Annotated in this window: 15 protein-coding genes and 3 pseudogenes; 11 read left to right on the top strand and 7 right to left on the bottom strand. The window is 64.7% G+C overall.

Translation table 11 applies throughout. From position 1 onward, the window contains the following. Positions 1 to 2: 2 nt before the first annotated feature. From RBB34_RS04770 to RBB34_RS04760, 3 genes and pseudogenes are all read left to right on the top strand, one after another. A complete protein-coding gene (locus RBB34_RS04770; RefSeq protein ID WP_306118052.1) occupies positions 3 to 1739 on the top strand; it encodes an ABC transporter ATP-binding protein in 1737 nt (578 codons plus the stop codon). 6 nt (positions 1740 to 1745) lie between these two features. Continuing rightward, positions 1746 to 4880 carry a glycoside hydrolase family 38 C-terminal domain-containing protein gene (locus RBB34_RS04765; RefSeq protein WP_306118051.1) on the top strand — a complete coding sequence of 1045 codons (3135 nt, stop codon included), beginning with the start codon at positions 1746 to 1748 and terminating at the stop codon, positions 4878 to 4880. 85 nt (positions 4881 to 4965) lie between these two features. Further along, positions 4966 to 5163: pseudogene (locus tag RBB34_RS04760) on the top strand (IS3 family transposase); the annotation flags it as partial. A gap of 300 nt (positions 5164 to 5463) precedes the next feature. On the opposite strand, the gene RBB34_RS04755 reads toward RBB34_RS04760, so the two are convergent. Genes RBB34_RS04755 through RBB34_RS04730 form a run of 6 tightly spaced genes read right to left on the bottom strand, consistent with a single transcriptional unit; the run spans position 5464 to position 13166 of the window. After that, positions 5464 to 6531 (bottom strand): hypothetical protein, encoded by a 1068-nt coding sequence (locus RBB34_RS04755; RefSeq protein WP_306118050.1) that lies wholly within the window; start codon positions 6529 to 6531, stop codon positions 5464 to 5466. Continuing rightward, positions 6429 to 7259: an ABC transporter permease gene (locus tag RBB34_RS04750; protein ID WP_306118049.1), complete on the bottom strand. Its 831-nt coding sequence runs from the start codon at positions 7257 to 7259 to the stop codon at positions 6429 to 6431. Before RBB34_RS04750 ends, RBB34_RS04755 begins: the two co-directional genes overlap by 103 nt. A gap of 3 nt (positions 7260 to 7262) precedes the next feature. After that, positions 7263 to 8180: an ABC transporter permease gene (locus RBB34_RS04745; RefSeq protein ID WP_306118048.1), complete on the bottom strand. Its 918-nt coding sequence runs from the start codon at positions 8178 to 8180 to the stop codon at positions 7263 to 7265. Positions 8181 to 8232: 52 nt separating this feature from the next. Then, positions 8233 to 9771: an ABC transporter substrate-binding protein gene (locus RBB34_RS04740; RefSeq protein WP_306118047.1), complete on the bottom strand. Its 1539-nt coding sequence runs from the start codon at positions 9769 to 9771 to the stop codon at positions 8233 to 8235. Between the two features lie 13 nt (positions 9772 to 9784). Then, positions 9785 to 11473, bottom strand: a complete 1689-nt coding sequence (locus RBB34_RS04735; protein WP_306118046.1) for an ABC transporter ATP-binding protein — start codon at positions 11471 to 11473, stop codon at positions 9785 to 9787. Then, positions 11466 to 13166, bottom strand: a complete 1701-nt coding sequence (locus tag RBB34_RS04730) for a CocE/NonD family hydrolase (RefSeq protein WP_306118045.1) — start codon at positions 13164 to 13166, stop codon at positions 11466 to 11468. The genes RBB34_RS04735 and RBB34_RS04730 overlap by 8 nt, the downstream gene beginning before the upstream one ends. 111 nt (positions 13167 to 13277) lie before the next feature. Here RBB34_RS04730 and RBB34_RS04725 point away from each other — a divergent pair, with 111 nt between their 5' ends. The 3 genes and pseudogenes from RBB34_RS04725 (at position 13278) to RBB34_RS04715 (ending at position 15332) form a co-directional block, all read left to right on the top strand. Next, positions 13278 to 14237, top strand: coding sequence for a LysR substrate-binding domain-containing protein (locus RBB34_RS04725; protein WP_306118044.1), 960 nt, complete (start codon positions 13278 to 13280; stop codon positions 14235 to 14237). Then, a pseudogene (locus RBB34_RS04720) lies at positions 14228 to 14326 on the top strand (IS66 family transposase zinc-finger binding domain-containing protein); the annotation flags it as partial. The gene RBB34_RS04725 and the pseudogene RBB34_RS04720, both read left to right, overlap by 10 nt. Before the next feature lie 211 nt (positions 14327 to 14537). Beyond that, entirely contained in the window at positions 14538 to 15332 is a 795-nt protein-coding gene (locus RBB34_RS04715) for a GntR family transcriptional regulator (protein WP_306118043.1), read from the top strand. Positions 15333 to 15345: 13 nt separating this feature from the next. On the opposite strand, the gene RBB34_RS04710 is transcribed toward RBB34_RS04715, so the two are convergent. Continuing rightward, positions 15346 to 15729 carry a RidA family protein gene (locus tag RBB34_RS04710; protein WP_306118042.1) on the bottom strand — a complete coding sequence of 128 codons (384 nt, stop codon included), beginning with the start codon at positions 15727 to 15729 and terminating at the stop codon, positions 15346 to 15348. Positions 15730 to 15881: 152 nt separating this feature from the next. Between RBB34_RS04710 and RBB34_RS04705 the strand changes: the two genes are divergently transcribed. The 5 genes and pseudogenes from RBB34_RS04705 to RBB34_RS04685 all read left to right on the top strand — a co-directional run. Beyond that, on the top strand, positions 15882 to 17000 hold the full coding sequence (locus tag RBB34_RS04705) for an aminotransferase class I/II-fold pyridoxal phosphate-dependent enzyme (RefSeq protein ID WP_306118041.1): 1119 nt from the start codon (positions 15882 to 15884) through the stop codon (positions 16998 to 17000). A 74-nt stretch (positions 17001 to 17074) separates the two neighbouring features. Next, the gene (locus tag RBB34_RS04700; RefSeq protein WP_306118040.1) at positions 17075 to 18076 is read left to right on the top strand and encodes a TRAP transporter substrate-binding protein; all 1002 of its coding nucleotides are present in this window, start codon (positions 17075 to 17077) and stop codon (positions 18074 to 18076) included. Beyond that, positions 18076 to 18600, top strand: a complete 525-nt coding sequence (locus RBB34_RS04695) for a TRAP transporter small permease (RefSeq protein WP_306118039.1) — start codon at positions 18076 to 18078, stop codon at positions 18598 to 18600. Before RBB34_RS04700 ends, RBB34_RS04695 begins: the two co-directional genes overlap by 1 nt. Further along, positions 18597 to 19883, top strand: a complete 1287-nt coding sequence (locus RBB34_RS04690) for a TRAP transporter large permease subunit (protein WP_306118038.1) — start codon at positions 18597 to 18599, stop codon at positions 19881 to 19883. The genes RBB34_RS04695 and RBB34_RS04690 overlap by 4 nt, the downstream gene beginning before the upstream one ends. A 37-nt stretch (positions 19884 to 19920) precedes the next feature. Continuing rightward, positions 19921 to 20168, top strand: a pseudogene (locus RBB34_RS04685) (IS630 family transposase); the annotation flags it as partial.

The following is a 20168-nucleotide window of genomic DNA, read 5'->3' as shown; positions in this document are numbered from 1 at the left end:
GCATGACCGTCCTCGAAATCAAAGACGTCTCCATCGACTTTCCGACCTCGCGCGGGGTCGTCCATGCCGTCACCGATGTCTCGCTGTCGGTGCCGCAGGGCCGGCGCATCGGCTTCATCGGCGAATCCGGATCCGGCAAGACCACGACGGCGCTGGCCGCGATGCGCATGCTGGCGGCCCCCGGTTTTGTCAGCGCGGGCGAGATCCACCTGAATTCACTGGGCAAGACCGACATCCTGAAGCTGAACGAAGAAGAGATGCGCCGCGTGCGCCTGCGCAAGATTGCCTATATCCCGCAGGGCGCGATGAACTCGCTCAACCCGGTGATGCGGGTCGAGCACCAGATCTGGGACGGTATCATCGCCCATGAAGGGGCCGTGACCCAGGCGGAGTTGCAGCGCCGCTCGGACGCGGCGCTGGAGGGCGTGGGCCTTGACCCGACGATTGTCGGGCGGCTCTTTCCGCACGAGCTGTCGGGCGGGATGAAGCAGAGGGTCTGCATCGCCATCGGCGTCTGCCTCGACCCCGACCTCATCATCGCCGACGAGCCCACCAGCGCGCTCGACGTCATCACCCAGCGCCATGTCATGCAGACCCTGCGCGAGGTCCAGGCCAAGATCGGCGCGGGGCTGATCCTGATCGGGCATGACATGGGCCTGATGGCGCAGTCGGTCGACGACATCGCGGTGCTGAAAAAGGGGGAACTGGTCGAGTTTGGTCCGACCCGGCAGATCATCGAAAACCCACGGCATCCCTATACCAAGGAGCTGATCTCCTCGGTGCCGCTGGTCGGCGGCGAAAGCTTTCTGGACCCGTCCGCCGCCCCAAAGGCCGCCGGCGGGGACAGCGCGACGCCGCTCTTGGAGCTCAAGGGCGTGTCCAAGCGTTACGGCGCGGTGACCGCGCTGCACCCGATGAGCTTCCGCCTGGACGGGGCGGTGCCGCAGATCATTTCGATCGTCGGCCAGTCGGGGTCGGGCAAATCCACCATGGGCAGCCTGATGCTGGGCTTCAACGCTCCCAGCACCGGCGAGGTGCTGTTCAGGGGGCAGGACGTCTATCGCCAGCACGCGGCGGAAAAGCTGGCCTTCCGCAAGGACGTGCAGGCGGTGTTCCAGGACCCTTACGCCTGTTTCAATCCCTTCTACCGGGTGAACCACGCGCTGAAGTTCCCGTTCGAGCGCTTTGGCCTCAGCGAAGGTCCGGACCACACCCGCGCGGCGATGGAGGACGCCTGCCGCGCCGTGGGGCTGGCGCCGGAAACCGTGCTCAACCGCTACCCGCACCAACTGTCGGGCGGGCAGCGCCAGCGCCTGATCGTGGCGCGCGCGCTGATGCTGTCGCCCAAGCTCTTGATCGCGGACGAGCCGGTGTCGATGGTCGATGCCAGCCTGCGTGCGACGATCCTGAAGAACATCCACGATCTCAAGGACCAGCACGGGATCTCGATCCTCTACATCACCCATGACCTGGCCACCGCCTACCATGTCAGCGATTTCGTCATGGTGCTCTATAAGGGCCACGTGGTCGAGGCCGGCCCGCCCAAGGAGGTGATCGGCGACCCGCAGCATGCCTATACGCGGCTCCTGATCGACTCGATCCCCTGGCCCGAGCTCGACCGCGACTGGGGCTCGGCCGACGACGCGCGCGCCGCGCTCGACAAGCTGGCGGAGGTCGACCGCCGCCCGGACACCGTCTATCGCGGCTCCGTGCCCGGGTTCGAGCTGAGCCAGGGCTGACCCCACGTGTCGCACCGGCTGCGCCTGACCGCCGAAAAGATCGCGCAGCGCCTGCGGCTGATCTCTCCGCGCGTGGCCAGGGCACGGGTGCCCATCGACCGGTTCGTCCTGGAAACGCTGCGCGATGCCACCGTCACGCCCGATACGTCGCTATGCCGGGGCAAGGCGCCGGGCGACCTGCTGGACTGGGACAGCTATTGGGGCGAACAGAACCTGCATTTCGCGCTGCGTTCGCGCTTCACCGTACCGCGCGGCTGGCAGAACCCGGCGCTGCACCTGCCATTGGGGGCGGCCGGTGATATCTTCACCCACCCCGAGGCGCTGCTCTATGTCGACGGGCGCGCGCATGCCTCGGCCGACCGCTACCACCACACGGTTGAACTGCCGGCAGAGCTGGCCGATGGCCAGCCGCATGAGTTGCTTTTGCATGGTTGGACCGGCCTGACGGGCTGGCCGCCCGACCCCGCCGACCGCTCGCGCCTGTTTCTCAAGCGATGTTTCGTGATCGACCTCGACCGCGAATTGCAACGCTTCCTCACCCTGGCCGAGACCGCGCTGGATCTGACCGGCGAGTACCACGACAATCGCCCCGAAAAGCACGCGATCCTCACCGCGCTGGATGCGGCGTTCCTGACGCTCGACACCCGCGACCCGATGGAAGAGGGCTTTCACGCCTCGGTCGGGCCGGCCACCGAGCGGCTGCTGCAGGGGCTGAAGACCGCCGGCCCGCCGCTCGACATCACCCTGCATGGCGTCGGCCACGCCCATATGGACGTGGCCTATCTGTGGCCCGTCGCGCAGATCCGGCAGAAGAACGCGCGCACCTATTCCAACGTGCTGCGCATGATGGAACGGCATCCCGAATTCCGTTTCTCGCATTCCCAGCCGCAGCTTTATGCCTGGACCGAGCAGGATTACCCCGAGATCTTCGAGGCCATCCGTGCCCGCGTCGCCGAAGGCCGCTGGGAAGTGCTGGGCGGCATGTGGGTGGAGCCCGACGCCAACATGCCCGGGCCCGAGGCGCTGGTGCGCCAGATCCTGCTGGCCCGCCGCTATTGCCACAGCCGTTTCGGTGAAGGCGCCGAGACGCCGGTGCTGTGGCTGCCCGACACCTTCGGCTTCCCCGCCTGCCTGCCGCAGCTGATGAAACAGGCCGGGCTGCGCTGGTTCGTGACCAACAAGGTGAACTGGAACCAGTACAACCAGATGCCCGCCTCGACTACCTGGTGGGAGGGGATCGACGGCTCGCGCGTGCTGGCGCAGTTCCTGACGACCCCGCGCGAGGTGCAGCACCTGCCGTTCCCCACCAACTACAAGTCCGACCTGACGGCCGAGGAAGTCGTCGGCACCTGGACCCGCAACACGGTCAAGGACCGGGTGCAGGACATGCTGATCGCCTATGGCTACGGCGATGGCGGCGGCGGGCCCACTGACGGCCTGATCCGCAAGGCCAAGGTCTATCGCGACATGCCGGGCGCGCCGCAGCTTTTGCCCTCGACGGTCCGCCGGTTCTTCGAGACCTTGGAAGAGAAGGCCCCGGCGCTGCCGGTCTGGCAGGGCGAGTTCTACCTCGAAGGCCATCGCGGCGTGCTGACCGGCAATGGCTGGATCAAGCGCGCCAACCGCAAGGCCGAGGCGCTTTTGCACGATACCGAGCTTGCCATGGCGCTGGCGATGCTGGCGGGGCAGGCGCCCGACGATCTGACCGAGGCCTGGCAGACGCTCTGCACGCTGCAGTTCCACGATATCCTGACCGGCACCTCTGTCCCGCAGGTCTTCGAGGACGCCGCGCGCGATTTCGCCACGCTGACCGTTATGGCGGAGGCGGCGCTGGACCGGGCGGTGGCGGCACTCGCACCGCCGGACGCGGCGTTTCTCGTGCTCGACGGCGCGCCACTGCCCGGCCCGCGCCTGGCCCTGCTGCCGGCAGGTGTAGGTCCGGTGTCCGAGGACGGTGTAGCGCTGCGGTGTCAGGCGGTGGAGGACGGGGTGCTCGTTGAGCTTCCCGAACGTCCGGGGCTGGCCACCCGCGTTTTGCAGTCGTCCGATGCCGCGGCGAAGGTCGAGGCCGGTGTGACCGCCATGCGCACCGACGCTGGCGGGGCCGTGCTGGAAAACGCACAGCTGCGGGTCGAGATCGGGCCGCACGGAATGCTGGTCTCGGTTTTCGACAAGCGCGTCCGCCGCCAGGTCCTGAAGGACGGCGCGCTTGGCAACAAGCTGGAGCTGTTCGAGGACCGCCCCATCAGCTGGGACGCCTGGGACATCGACATTTTCTTCGAGGATCGCGGCGAGGTCGTTGGCGGTCTCACCAGCCTGACCATCTCCGAAACCGGCCCCCTGCGCAGCACGGTCGTGCTGACCCGCGCCTTCCGCAAGTCGCGCCTGACCCAGCGGATCAGCCTGACCCGCCTTTCTGCCCGGATCGACTTTGACACACAGGTCGACTGGCACGAGACGCACCTCTTGCTGAAGGCGGCCTTCCCCGTCGCGGTCCGCGCCGCAAGGGCCGAGTTCGACATCCAATGGGGACAGATCGACCGGCCCACGCACCGCAACACCAGCTGGGACGCCGCGCAGTTCGAGGTTCCGGCGCAGAAATGGGCCGATCTCAGCGAGGGCGATTTCGGCGTGGCGCTGCTGAACGACTGCAAATACGGCTACGACGTGCGCGACGACGTGCTGCGGCTGTCGCTGATCAAGTCGGCGACGATGCCCGACGCCATAGCCGACCAGGGCCTGCATCGTTTCACCTACGCGCTCCTGCCCCATGTCGGCGATACCCGCGTGGCCGTGCGGCAGGAGGCCTATGCACTGAACCTTCCGCCGCGGTTCTTCAAGGGCTTTGGTAGCGGCCGCGCGATCAGGGGGCCGATCGTCGCCTGTGACAGCCCGCGTGCCGTTATCGAGACGGTGAAGCCCGCCGAAGATGGCAACGGCCTGATCGTTCGGCTTTTTGAGGCCCATAACACGCGCGGTCGCGTGGACCTGACGCTGCATCCATCCGTGTCCGCCATATCAAGATGCAGTATCCTCGAGACCGGTGAGGAGCCCATTTTGATCGAAGACGGACATGTCAGTATCGCCCTGCGGAACTACGAGATCGTGACCCTTCGCTTGTGCATTGAGGAGCGCACTTGACCACTCGACCCCAGCGAGCCGCAATGCTCACTGGGCCTTGTGAGAGATGAACGGGGCGGCCTTCCGACGATCCGGTCAGATCCGGATCAACGGTGTGTTCAAGGCCAAGGTCATCCGCCGCCGCGGTCCGTGGCGCAGCGTCAAGGACGTCGAATACGCAACGCTTGGATGGGTCGACCGGTTCAACAACCGCCGCCTACTCGAACCGATCGGGAACATCCCGCCAGCCGAAGCCGAGTCCAACTTCCATGCAGCTCTGGAAACCGAACCCATGGCCGCGTAACTAACCGAAGTCAGCCTCCGGCAAAACCGGGACGGTTCAAAGAGCGGCGGCTTGGTTCCGCTTGAGGTTTGATCGGCTGTAGAGATGACGTTCCTGATTGAAATGATTGTACACCGTGCCATGGACGGCGGCGAACTTCTGCAGACTTCGCATCCGCCGGAACCGGAACATCGCCCTCTCCCGTCGTCGCAACGGCAGGCGGCTGTACTCGGCCCGGTTGTTGATCCATCGGCCTGCGGTTTCGTGGCGGCTGGCAAGCCCAACCCGTCTCTCTGTGTGGCGTACGTCGTCTTGCCTTAGCTAGCCGGTCAACAAGGTGGCGTCGGCGAGCGGCGTTTGGCCGGTTCGGGCGGCCGTTTCGCGGACCCGTGGGCAGATGTCGGCGAAAGTCGCGCCGACCGGCCTGGCGCCAGCCTCCCCGATGGCCCGGTTCACCGCGTCCAGAACGGAACGGAAGTTGCGGCACACGCGATCATCCGGATCGGAGTAATCGTTGTCGTTGTGGGTGACTACATGGACGACGGGTACCGCCGGATCGCGGATCATGAGCTGGCCGACGATGTTGGTGGCGATGGTCCGGTAGTCGGCCGCCAGCCAGTCCGGCCGCAGGTCCCAGAAGAAGCGCCGGCCGTCACGATCCTCCAGTACGGACAGGTCCACGCTCAAAGGAATGTTGACGAAGTCGAGTTCGCCGGGCACTTGGCGGAACGCGGCATGGCCGCGATGGGGATCGGGCTCGGCGCCGGCCCACACAGCGTTCAGATGCGGATAGACGCGACCTGGCGCCGAGAGCGAGCCGCCCTCGAAGCCGAGCGTTTCCAGCACCTCGAAACTCATGTCGTTGGCCGAAAACGTGCCCGGGCGGAAAAAGGGCGGTCGGTGACCAATGGCATCCATCCAGATCGCCGCAGCCTCGGACACGATGGCATATTGCTGCGGGCCGGTCAGCGCGCCGAAATGATCCGGATAGCGGCCACTGGCGAACTTCCAGGGGTGCAGGTGCAACCCGAGGCAGGCGCCGTTCGCCGCCAACCGCCGCAACAGCGCCGCGTGCTGACGTGTCGCCTCCGGGTGGACCATGTATGTGACGGGGAAGCCGAATTCGGAAGCGATGGCGTCGTAGCCGGCGATGAAACGTTCGCTGTCGGCATAGGACATCGGGCCCGAAGCCCCCTCCGGCCGACACCCTTCGGCTAGAGCGGGCTCGACATCCATTGTGACGAGGACATAAATCGACTTCATGGTCTGACGGTTCCTTTTCGGTTTCATTCCGATCGCGGGTCGAGCCAGTCGCGTAGCGCATCGCCCAGAAAGCTGGCGCCCAGCACGAACAGCGTGATGGCAAGGCCGGGAAAGGTGACGGTCCACCAGGCCGTGTCGATGTAGTTGCGCCCGTCGGCCACCATGCTCCCCCAGGTTGGGGTGGGCGCCTGCACGCCCAGGCCGAGGAAGCTCAACGCCGATTCCAGCAGCACCGCTTCGCCCAGTTGCAAGGTGGCGATGATGACCAGCGGACCAATCAGATTTGGCGCGACATGGCGCATCATGATCGTGCGGTTGCTGGCCCCCATGGCGATGCTCGCCTCAACGAACAGCGATTCGCGAAGGGTAAGTACAACCGAGCGGGAATAGCGGGCATATGGCACCCAGCCCCAAAGGCCGATGACGATGATGACGCTGAACAGACCGCCGCCGAAAAAGGCGATCCATGCGATGGCGAACAGGATCATCGGCATCGCCAGCTTGATGTCGGCCGCCCGCATCAGGAAGGAGCCCACTATGCCACCATAAAAGCCGGCCACCAGCCCGATCGCCATGCCCAGTACAGCTGAAACGCCGACGGCGCCGATGCCGACGATCACCGCGATACGGGCGCCGTGGATGACACGGCTGAGAAGATCCCGTCCAACATGATCGGTGCCCAGAAGGTGGCCGTCCTCGCTCAGGGCGAACTGCGGCGGCACATGGCGGTCCCGCAGCGACTGCCGGTAGGGGTCGTAGGGGCTGACCAGATCGGCGAACAGCGCCGCGAACACGACGAGGCCGACGATGGCCATGCCGATCAGCGCCTTGGGATTGCGGATCAGGACGCTCATCGATCAGGACCGCCGAATGCGCGGGTCGAGCAGGAAATAGATCAGATCGACCACGAGATTGATGATCAGAAACATGACGGTGAAAACCGCGATCGCGGCGAGAACGACCGGATAGTCGCGCCCCTGAAGCGCGTATATGCTCGCCCGACCGATGCCGGGCCATGAGAACACTGTCTCGGTGATGACAGTCCCGGTGAGCATCGCGCCGGCCTGGAGGCCCCATATGGTGACGATGGGAATGCGGGCATTGCCGAAGGCGTGTTTGAGCACCACCATGTGCTCGGGCAGGCCCTTGGCCCGGGCGGTACGGATGTAGGGTTGGCCCAGGACTTCGAGCATAGAGGCCCGCGTCATGCGCGCCATCAGCGCATTCATGTACCAACCCAGCGCCACTGCGGGCATGATCAGAGCGGTCCAGTGCCCGCGGCCGCTGGCCGGGAGCCAGCCGAGCTGAACCGAGAACACCATGATCATGATGATGCCCAGCCAGAAGACCGGCATCGACTGCCCCAAAACGGAGATCACCGTAGCCGCCGCGTCGATGAAGCCGTTGCGGCGGACTGCGGCCATGATGCCGAGCGGCAGCGAGATTGCCGTTGCGATCAATAGCGCCGCGCCAGCCAGTTCGAGCGTTGCCGGCAGCGCCTCGAGCACAATGTCTATGGCCGGCCGGCGCGCCCTCAGAGACATGCCGAAGTCGCCCCGCACGGCATTGACCAGGAATTCCCAGTAGCGGATCAGGAGCGGCCGATCGAGGCCGAGCGCCTCCCGCATTTGCGCGATGTCCTCCTGGCTGGCCTCGACAGGCAGCAGGAGCTGTACCGGATCGCCGCTCGCATTCAGAAAGACGAACACGATCAGACTGACCACGGCGATCACGATCGGGATCTGGGCCAGGCGGATCAGCAGGAATCGCAGCATCGGGCGTCTCCGGCGCGATGCCGGCGGATGGGGGCCCGCCGGCGTCGATGGTTCACTCGCTTACCGAGATGTCGTAGGCCCAGACCATTTCGTCCGGACGCGGTTGCCAGTCGATACGCGCCGTCAGCCCGTAGATATCGACCAGATCGAACAGGAAGATCCAGGGCGCGTCCTCGCGTACCTCGCGCTGGATATCGGCGAGGATCTGCTTGCGCTTTTCGGTGTCGTATTCACGGAGTTGCTCCTCGACCAGCGCGTCGACCTCATCGGACTGGTAGTAGCGTCCGTAGCGCGGGCCGTGAATGCGGTAGCCCAGATGCTGGTCGCAATCGACCACCTGGTTGCCGGTGCCTATGAGATGCATCGGGTATTCCTCGGCCACCCACAGGCGGATGAACTCGGCCCATTCGGGCTGGACATGGGTGACGCGCACGCCCACTTCCGAGAGCATTCCGGCGATCGCCTCCTGCAACTCCTTGTCTTTGGTGTAGCGACCGACCGGACCAAGCATCTCTATCTCGAATCCGTCCTCATAACCGGCCTCGGACAGGAGCGTTCTGGCCTTGTCCACGTCATAGTCGAACAGCGGCATCTCGGCGGCGCCGAATAGGGTCTGTGTGCAGACCGAGGCATTTTGCCGTCCGAATCCACCCATGATCACGTCGATCAGGGCCTGCTTGTCGACCGCATGGTTGAGGGCGCGCCGAACGCGCACATCGTCGAAGGGCGGCTCGGCGGTCTGCATCCCGACAAACATGTTGCGAACCGAAGGCACGGTGCCGATCTTCAGACCCGGATCGCCCTTTATCTCCTCGACCCGTTCGGCGGTGACATTGGCAATGATGTCGACCTCGCCGTTGCGCAGCGAGGCGAACCGGCTGAAATCCTCGGGAATCGGACGAACGACGAAACGCTCGATGGCGGCCGGCCCGCGCCAGTAGTCCTCGTTGCGTTCCAGCACGATCTGCTGGTTCTTGTCCCAGCGCACGAATTCGAATGGACCGGTGCCCACGGGAGCCGAGCCGAACGCGTCCGGCCCGATCTCCGCGAAGGTCTCCTCGGGAAGGATTGGCACCCGGATCAGCGTCGGCACCACGGTCGCTCGCGGACCGGGCATGTTCACCGCCACGGTGTAGTCGTCCACTTTCTCGACCGAATCGACGAAGCCGCGCAGCGATGTCAGGAGCGGACTGGGATTGTCCTCGTCGAACAGGCGCTGATAGGAAAAGACGACATCATCGGCATTGAACGGCTCACCATTGTGGAAGGTGACACCCTGGCGCAGCGTCAGTTCCATCCGGTCCGGTTCGGGAAATTCCCAGCTTTCGGCAAGGCCGGGAACGATGTTTCCGTCTGCATCGCGCCATACAAGCGAATCGTAGATGTTCATCATCACCCCGACGCTGGTGATCAGCGTGTCCAGAGCCGGATCCAGTGATTCGGGGTCGACGCCCTGGGCAAGCGTGACCGTCTGGCCCTGGGCGGAACCGACCGACACGGCGGCCGCGATCAGCGCCGCGCCGGCGGTGGAGGCAAGGCGCGCGGCCGATGCCCGGCGCCCGAACTGGCAAGGTTGCAGATCTCGTTTCATGGCATATCCATCCTCATGGTCGACCGACCGGAGTCGGCGTGTTTGGGGCGGTCGCGGGACCTGGTGCCGACCCCGCTTCGGACGAAGCCGGCCCACCCGACCGCGCGGCTTCGAGGTCGAAGGCTGCTTTGAAGAGCGCCCGCGTATAGGTATGTCGCGGGGCGGAGAAGATGTCTTTCGCGCTGCCCTGCTCGACGACAACGCCCTGCTTCATGACTAAGACCTGGTCGGCGATCGCCCTGACGACCGACAGATCGTGACTGATGAACAGATAGGCTAGCGCGTGCCGGGCTTGCAGGTCGCGGAGCAGATCGACGATCTGCGCCTGCACGGACCGGTCCAACGCCGAGGTCGGCTCGTCCATGACGATGAAACTCGGGCGCAGGACCAGAACCCGGGCTATGGCGATGCGCTGGCGCTGGCCGCCCGAGAATTCATGCGGGTAGCGATGGCGCGTCTGCGGGTCGATTCCCACCTCCTCTAGCGCCTGAGCGACCGTGCGGTCGCGCTCGGACGGCGTGCCCAAGCGGTGGATGCGCAGCCCTTCACCGACGATCTCGGACACCCTCAGGCGCGGACTGAGCGCACCGATCGGATCCTGGAAGACGATCTGCATCTGCCGGCGCAGCGGACGCATCGCCTGCCGCGAAAGGCTTTCGACTGACCGGCCGCCGAAGACGATCTGACCGCCGCTCGGCTGGAGCCGGAGAAGCGCCCGGCCGAGCGTTGTCTTGCCCGAACCGCTCTCGCCGACGACGGCCACCGTCTGGCCGCGCCTAACCGCTAGATCCACATTGCGGACCGCGTGCAGATACCCCGTCACTCGACGGAACAGGCCGGTGCGAATGGGAAAGCGCACGTCGACGCCCCGGGCCTGGACGACGATGGGTGCATCCTTAGCGACGGTCGCCGGTCCACCGCTCGGCCGGGCATCAAGAAGCATCCGCGTGTAGCCGTGCCGCGGTGTGCGAAGGACCTCGGCGACCGGCCCGTGTTCGACGATGCGCCCATCATACATCACGCAGACGCGGTGAGCCATCTTCTCGACGACCTGCAGATCGTGCGTGATCAGCAGCAGCGCCATGCCGAAACGCTTCTGAAGTCCGGCGATCAGACCCAGAACCTGGGCCTGGACAGTCACGTCGAGCGCCGTCGTCGGTTCGTCGGCGATCAACAGGTCCGGCTCGTTGGCCAGCGCGATGGCGATCATCGCTCGCTGTGCCTGGCCGCCCGACAGTTCGAACGGATAGGCATTGAGCCGACGCCGCGCCTCGGGAATTTCGACGAGTTCGAGCAGTTCGAGCGCCCGCGCTCGCGCCGCACGACGGTCGATGCGGCGGTGGACCCTCAGTACCTCCACGATCTGTTCGCCGATCGTCAGCAGCGGGTTGAGGCTGGACATCGGCTCCTGGAAGACCATGCCTATGCGGTTGCCGCGAACGGCGCGAATCTGGGCCGGGCCGGCGCCGACCAGTTCGGTTCCGGCGAAGCGGATCGAGCCAGTCCGGTGCCGCGCATGGGGATAGGGCAGCAACTGCACGATCGACAGCGCCGTCACCGACTTGCCGGATCCGCTCTCGCCGACGATACCCACCGTCTCGCCTTGCCGAACGTCGAAATCGACGCCGCGAACGACCTCGGCCCCGCCGAACTGAACACGCAGGTCGCGCACGCTCAGCAGCGGTGGGCCGGCGTCAGCCATCGGTCAGCACCGGAAGAACGATATGGGACGGATGGTCGACGTCGTGAAACACCGTTTGACGGGCGACACGCAACTCCGGGTCGGATTGAAAGGGACGGCCCGTATTGTGGTTACGGTCGAAACTGGGAAAATCCGAACTGGTCACATCCACGCGGATGCGCGCGCCGCGCCGGAAGCGAATACCGACCGGCAGCATGGCGATGTCGATGGTGGTGGCCGTGTCCGGCTCCAGCGACACGGGCCGGTCGTATCCCAGCCGGTAGCGGCAACGCATCAGGCCCTGGCTGATGTTGACGGCCATGCCGTCGGCGCCCACCTCGATCAGCCGGACGAAGAAATCGGTATCGGGCGCGTCCGAGGCGATCCACAATCGGCAGGAAATCGGGCCGGCCAGCACCACGTCCTCGGTCAGTGGCGGGGTCTGGTAAACCAAGATGTCACGGCGCGCGGCCAGCGGCGCCTGGTCGCAGGCGGCGGCCTGCCCGTCCGGGCCGACCAGACTCAATACAGGATCGGCGGGATCGTAGTCGTAGCGGTCGGGCGCCTGCGCGCCCGGCGGCTGGAAGACGAGCGTGCCATCGCCCGACGGCGTATTGGCCGCGCCGCCGCTCGACAGGAACAGCGGCGTCGGCTGCGCCTCCTGCGGCGGCCAGTCGTCGAACCGGCGCCAGCCGGACTCGTTGAGCAGGAACAGCCGGACCGGACCGCGTGTATCGAGCGTGTCCCGACCCTTCAAATGGTGATCGTACCATCGGGTCAGTTCGCCGACCAGGTCGAGCCGGCCGGCCGGGGCCTGCGGGCGCGGGCCCTGCCACGGCGTCTGGCTCTCCACCTCGTGCACCCAAGGGCCGATCGACAATCGGTGAAGCTCCCGCGTCGCTGGGGGTCCGTCGCGTCGCATCCCGGTGAAATGGAACGAGCACTGGCTAAGCCGGTCCCACCAGCCGGTGAGGGTCATGGTCGGCACCTCGACAATCGGATAATCCGCGTCGAGCGCCCACAGCTCCTGGTCGATTTCGGACCAGTACCGTCTCTGCATCGCAGCGTCGGGGCCAAACAGGGCGTCGGGCACCTCGTCGAGCGGTAGGTGCCAGATCCATCTGCCGCGCAGCAACCGATCCCAGTTGTGGTTTGCTTCGGCGACGGTGCGCGGGAAGCCCGTGACGCCGGACCGACGACGCGAGGAAACCGCCATATGGTGCTGCCAGCGCAACCGGATGCCCGTCTCGAATACGCCATAGGTGCACTCGAGCGTCCGGGCTGCGAAACCGGAATTGAAGATCGCTTTGAGGGCTGGCGGTCGGGCGGCGGCCATCCGCCAGATCAGCCAGGACGGATAGGAATTGCCCCACGTGCCGACCTGGCCATCCGCACCGCGCAGCCCGGCGGCCCATTGGCAGGCTTCAAAACCGTCCTCGGCCTCGATGGCGCGGCCCTCGGCGCACATGTGCCACATCCATTGTCCTTCGGACGCGTTGCGTCCGCGAATGTCCTGAACCACGGCGACATAGCCGCGTTCGGCCAGACAAGCGGCGATTGCACGGTATTCGGCGCGCTTCTTGTCGTAGGGCGTTCGGCACAAGAGGACAGGATACTTACCGCGATCGGCCGGACGGTATACGTCGGCGCGCAGCACCACTCCGTCGCGCAGCGGACACGGAAGATCTTCCGAAAGCTGGACCGATGGCACCATGTCCTCCCTTGGGTCAGTCCGCGATCCCGGATTGAGCGTAGTGAGGTCGGTCCATTGTGAAAAATATTAAATCGTGGCAGTTCTATTCAATTGTGATATGGAGCGATCCCAATGCGCCTGAGGCACGTCGAGGTCTTCCACGCGCTGATGTTGACCCACTCGGTGACCCGTGCAGCGGAGTACTTGAACACTTCGCAGCCCACGGCGAGCCGCTATCTGGCCGAACTGGAAGGCGATATCGGCTTTTCGCTGTTTACCCGCCGTTCGGGCAAGCTTTTTCCCACGCCCGAGGCCGACGCGCTTTTCGCCGAAGTCCAGCGCAGCTTTTCCGGTCTGGATCGGATCCGCGAGGTGGCCCGCGGCATCGCCGAGTTTCGCACCGACCGGTTGCGTATCTCCTCGATCTCCAGCTTTGCGCTCGGGCGACTGGCCGACATCATGCCCGGTTTCAGGGCACGCTATCCCAATGTGGATATTTGCGTCGACGTCGGCTCCTTCGAGGAAGTGGTCCGCAATGTGGTCGTCAATCGGTGCGAGATCGGCTTTGTGGCCTATCCGGTCCCACACAAGGGGCTGACGCAGATACCGGTGGTGCGCGCGGCCGCGCTCTGCGCGATGCCGAGCGGCCACCGGCTCGCCAATCGGGAAAAGGTCGATGTCAATGATCTGGACAACGAGAACTTCATCGCACTCGATCGCGGCGTCCCGTCGGGCGGCCGGGTAGCACAAATCTTCGCCGATGCCGAGGTCCGGCCCAATGTCGTGCTGGAGACGAAGACCGCCGCCGTCGCCTGCGCCTTTGTCAAGCGCGGCATGGGCGTGGCGATCCTCGACCCCCTCACGGTCGGCGCGTTCGTCGATGCGCAAATGAGCGCCCGTCGTTTCCAGCCCGAAATCGCCTTTCAGTTCAGCGCGATCGTGCGTAGCGAGCGGCCCCCTACGCGCATCGGCCAGAAGCTACTCGATACCGTTTCTGCCAGCATGGCCCCGGCAAGGGCGTCCGCGGTCGGAGCGAGTTCCTCAAGATCGAGGGAATGCGGCGTCGCAACCGAAGATGGCGCGACGAGGTGATCGAGCCCCAGAGCCTGATCTGCGGCTGCGGCGGGTGCCTGCATTGCATCGGCGAAGATGTCTCGGAAAGGCTCGACGTGATTCCGGCGACGAGTTGCTGCACCGGAATTGCACCGCCAGGGTGTGACCGGAACACCGCTTGCGGTTTGGGGTAGACTTAAAAGGACGAGTTTGAAGGGTGCCCGGGGCAGCTTCCTGAAATTGGCGCAACCGTCGGATAATGATGTCATCCTGTGAAGAGCTGGCGCATCCAGAGGTGCGCCGACGATTCGAGGATCGGCCTGCACCGAAGAACGCGATGTGGCGTTCGTCGGCGAACTGTTCTATGTGATTTTTTTGTCGGACGCGCAGGCTCTTAGGGTCGAAATTGCCGAGCAAAGGCCGCAGATGAGCGCCAATCCACGTTTTTCGCATTTCAAGCCGGTTTCGTCCCGGATGACCGTCGGCGAAACGGTCTACCGTGAACTGCGTGACGCCCTGTCGGTGGGGCGCTTCGATCCGAGCCAGATCCTGACCATCGGCGCAATCTCCGAGGTATTCAACACCAGCCACATGCCCGCGCGCGAGGCACTGCGCCGGCTGGTCGCCGAAGGCGCCCTTGATCTCGGCACCAATGGGTCGGCCCGGGTTCCGGCGGTCGATGCTGAGAGGCTGGACGACATCACCGAAGCCCGCGTGCTGCTGGAGCGCCGGGCGACCCAGCTTGCCGCAGAACGCGTCGATGACGACACGATCGCCGAGATCGACCGCCTCGCACGGATCCATGCGGAGGTCGGCAATCACCGTGATATCTTCGACATGCTGATGCGAAACCGCGCGTTTCATTTCGCGATCTACGAGGCATCGGGATCGACCGTCCTGCCGCCGCTGATCGAGTCGCTGTGGCTTCAGTACGGCCCCTACATGCGTCTTCTTTCGGACCACCTGGAACTTGTTCACAGCAAACATGGCCATGAGGTCTACACCGCCGGACATAGCGATATAGTCGACGCGTTGCGCGACCATGATGCCGGGCGCGCCGCCGACGCAATCGAGGCGGACATCCGCCGCACGCGCCGTGAGATGCAGTCGGCGCTCGCCCGGATGGCAGGTTAGGCGCGCGTCGCGCTCAGCGTTTCAGCGCTGTGACTTCCAGTTCAACGCGCATCTCTTCCTCGGCCAGTGTGACGATCACTGTGGTGTTGGTCGGCCGCGGGTCGCTGAAGGTTTCGCCCAGAATACGGGAAACCGGGACGATGTCTTCGCGCCTTGTGAGGTAAACACGGACGCGCACGACGTCTTTGAGCGTTGCCCCGGCCTGGTCCAGAGCCTCGGCGATATTCGCCAGTGCCTGGCGGGTTTGCGCCTCGGCACCGTCTGGGATCGCGCCGGTCTTGAAGTCGTACCCGACGGTTCCCGAGACGAAGATGAACTCTCCGTCCACGACAGCCCGGCTGTAACCCGCAAGCGTCTCGAACTTCGAACCTGATGAGATCGTCCATCTCGTAGCCATTTCGGTGCACCATTTTTGGAGTTGCTCATTTGATCAAATGATGATTATCATGTCGAAACCGGACCGGCAATGATCCGTGCCGCCAAACATCGAGAGGCGATATGCTTGAACTCGCTCGTCGCGTAACGCAGACATCGAAAAAGAGCTACGGAATGTTCGCGAAGGCGGTCGGGCTCACCGACCCGGCACGAGACCTGATCCACCTGGAACTTGGCCGTCCTTCGCAAATGACGCCCCGCCACATCATCGACGCGACCGTCGACGCGCTTCGCGCCGGCGAGGTGCACTACAGCGATCTGGCGGGCCTTCCGGCGTTCCGCGCCGCGATCGCCGAAAAGCTGCGCGCCTATAACGCCCTGGAAGTCGGCCCGGACGACGTCATCGTCACGAATGGCCTGACCCAGGCCTCTTTCGCGGCCTTCATGGCGCTGATCGACGATGGCGACGAGGTGATCCTGCTGGAACCCTATTACCCGCAGCATCTCGGCAAGATCGAGATGGCCGGCGCCCGACCGGTGCCGGTGAAGCTCGACCCGGCCGGCGATTTCTCGATCGATCCCGCCGCCGTGGAGGCGGCGATCACCGACCGGACCAAGGCCGTCGTCATCGTCAATCCCTGCAATCCGACGGGGCGGGTCTACACGCGTGAGGAACTCGAGGGCCTGGCCGATGTCGTCCGGCGACACGACCTCTATGTGATTGCCGACGAGGTCTATGACCACATCGTCTTCGAAGGCCCCGGCCATGTCAGCATCGCCTCGCTGCCGGGCATGTCGGAGCGGACGGTTTCTATGTACGCCTTCACCAAGGCCTATGCGATGGATGGCTGGCGCCTCGGCTACGTCACCGCCGCGCCGACGCTGCTGCGAGCCATTGCCAAGATCGTCGCCACCGAAGTGACACACGTAAATACCTTCATCCAGTACGGCGGACGTGCCGCCCTGCTCGGCCCCGGCGAGGTCCTGTCGGAACTGGTCGAGGAGGACCGCCGGAAGCGCAACATCGTTGTGGAACGGCTGAACCAGATGCCGGGTATCAGCTGTGCGTTGCCGCAGGGCACGATCTACGCCTTCCCCGACATTTCCGGAACCGGCCTGAGCAGCCAGGATGCCGCGGACCGGCTCATGGACGAGGCCGACGTGGTGGTCGAATCCGGCGCCTTCTACGGGACTGCCGGCGAGGGGAGGCTGCGGGTGTGCTTCGGATCGGAAAGCACGGAACGGCTCACCATGGCGATGGACCGCATGCAGACCTTTTTCAACGCGTTGTAACCATCCCTGAACCGCGAACCCCGGCCCGAAACTCGGAAAGAAGCCAGCACCGCGAGACCTGAAGCCACCAAGTGTTGTTCCAACAGAGCGAGGACCACCCAATGACAATCAGAGCCATAGCTGCCGCATTTCTCCTGAGCACGACCGCCGCGCAGGCCGAAACCACGTGGCAGATGCATATCAACTTCCCGGCCGGGAACTTCGACACGCAGAACGCGATGAAGTTCGCCGAGGCGGTCGAGGAGGAAACCAACGGCGAGGTCGTGATCGAGGTCATGGCCGGTGGGTCGCTTGGCCTCAAGGGTCCCGAAGTGCTGGGCGCGGTGCGCGACGGGATCGTGCCGATCGCCCATTATCACCTGGATACCGCGGTCGGTGACGAGCCGTTCTTCGCCATTCAGGGCCTGCCCTATCTGACCCAGGGTTTCGACGATGCGAAGAAGCTGAATGAACTGGCGAGCCCGACCTACGAGAAGATTGCCGAACGCAACAACCAGAAGATCCTCTATTCCGTATTCTGGCCGGGTGCGCAGCTCTACACCAAGGATCCGGTGTCCGACGTCTCCGATCTCGACGCGCTCAAGATCCGCACCGCCAACAAGTCCAGCACCGATTTCCTCGCCGACGTCGGCGCGGCGCCGGTGCTGATGCCCTGGGCTGACGCCCTCGTGGCGCTCGCCTCCGGCGGACTTGACGGTATCGCGACGTCCGCCACCTCCGGTGTCGACGGCAAGTTCTGGGAGTTCATGGGTGCGGTGAACACGATCAGCTACGTGAACCCGACCGCCGTGGTCGCCGTGAACCTCGACTCGTTCAACGCGCTCTCGCCCGAGAACCAGAAGATCATCACCGACATCGCCGAACGGATGGAGCCGGATTTCCGTGCAGGTGCTGAGACCGAGAATACGCTGCGCCTGAAGGAACTGGGCGAGAACGGCATGAATGTGTCCGCCCCGACCGCGGAATTCTCGGCCGCGCTGGAAGACGCGGCGAAGAAGCAGTGGGAGGCATTCGCCGAAAATGGCGGTCCCCAGGCCGGTCCGGTGCTTGACGCCTATCTCGACGAGCGGAAGTGATGACCCGACCCGCCTTCGTTCACGCCGTCGAACGCGGCGTGAACCTGTTGACGGGGATCGCGGAAACCGCTTCCGCGATCCTGCTTTGGCTCATCTTCGCAGTGCTTCTGGCCGAATTGTTGTCGCGCAATCTGCTGTCCTACTCGCTGGCGGGAAGCTGGGAACTCGCCGCCTTCGTGATGTCGGCGATGTTCTATCTCGGCCTGGCGCCGGCGCTGCGTTCGGGCAGCCATGTCCGGGTCGCGCTCATGTCCGGCCTTGTCAGGGGATTTCCCGCACGGGTCCTCGAAGGTGTCGTACTGATACTGGCAGTGGCCGTCAGCAGCTACGCGACCGTGGCGCTCGCAAATCTCAGCCTCACCTCCCTGTCGCGCGGTTCGAAGTCCTGGGAACTCTCCTTGCCGATTGCCCTGCCGCAAGGCTTTGTCGCGCTCGGCATGGGGCTGTTCGCCTGTGTCTTCGCCGCCCGGTTCGCTCTGCTTCTGGCGGGCGAGGAACTGCCGGAGCCGAAAGCGCGCAAATGAGCGTGATAATCGCAGTCCTTGTCGGCCTTTTCGCGATCCTGTTGGCCGGCGGCCTCTGGATCGGGCTATCGATGATGGCGACCGGCATCTTCGGGCTGGCGTATTTTCATTCACTGCCGGTCGACAAGGTGCTGGCGCAGAACCTGTTCAACACCGTCAGCTCGACCGACCTTCTGGCCTTGCCCCTGTTCATCCTGATGGCCGAAGTGCTGTTTCGCACCCGGATCTCGGATCACATGTTCAGCGGTCTCGCCCCCTGGACGACCCGTCTGCCGGGCCGGCTGCTGCATATCAACATCATCGCTTCGACACTGTTTGCCGCTGTCTCGGGCTCGTCCGCCGCGACGACGGCGACCGTTGGACGGATCACGCTGAGCGAACTCGACAGGCGCGGCTATGACCGCTCGCTCGCCGTCGGTTCGCTCGCCGGGGCCAGCACGATCGGTTTTCTCATTCCGCCCAGCCTGCCGATGATCGTCTACGGCGTGCTGGCGGAAGTCTCCATCCTGAAGCTTTTCATCGCCGGCATCGTTCCCGGCCTGGTGCTGGCATTCGGCTTTTCGCTGATGACCATGGCGCTGACGCTCTATCGCCGGACGGGGGACGGGGGCGGCGACGCGTTCAGCTGGAGCGACCGGATCGGGAGCATCCGCAAGCTGGGGCCGATTACCGCTCTGATCCTGCTGCTGATCGTCGGGCTCTATGGTGGTTTCGCCAGCCCCACCGAGGCCGCCGCTATCGGTGTGGTCGGCGCCATCGGCCTCGCCGCCCTCGGTCGCGACCTCAGTTTCAGAGCGTTGAACGAGGCCGCCGTCGCGACAGTGCGCACCTCGAGCATGCTGGCGCTGATCACCAGCGGCGGCGCGTTTCTTTCGGTGGCCTTCAACTATCTCGGTGTACCGACCTACGTGGTCGGATTGATCGACAGCGCCGATCTCGGGCCTTATGGCGTGGTGGTTCTGCTCCTGGTGCTGTACCTCGTCCTCGGCACCATCCTCGACGGCATGTCGATGATCGTCGTGACGCTTCCCATCACGCTTCCCGCCGTGGTGAGCGCAGGCTGGGATCCGCTATGGTTCGGAGTCTTTCTCGTCGTCACCATCGAGATGGCGCAGCTGACCCCGCCAGTCGGGTTCAACCTCTTCGTCATCCAGGGCATCACCGGCGAGACGATGACGCGCATCGCCCGCGCGGTCGTGCCGTATTTCTTCGTGCTGCTACTGCTGATGGCGGTCCTGATCCTCGCGCCGGGACTGACGCTGTGGCTGCCCGGGATGATGTAGGCGCCGCCAGTTCGGCCACTTCAAGCCCAAGGCGCAAGGCGGCGACATGCGCTCACACCGGGTGGAAGAACGGGCCGCCGATATCCTGGCCATTTGGAAAGCCAACAAGGACATCACGCTTGAAGAGCTGCGTGTTGAGCTGGCCAAAACCGGCCTGTCGGTTTCGGTTGCGGGATTGCACCGCTTTTTCAAGCGTCATGGTATGACGCGGAAAAAAAGACCGGCCACGCCATCGAGCAGGATCGACCGGACGTCCTGAGGCAGCGGCGAAACTGGTTCGACGAT

Origin of the sequence: Roseitalea sp. MMSF_3546 (assembly GCF_030732865.1) — a bacterium.
Lineage (GTDB): Bacteria > Pseudomonadota > Alphaproteobacteria > Rhizobiales > Rhizobiaceae > Roseitalea.
This window is presented reverse-complemented; position numbering and strand designations above follow the sequence as displayed.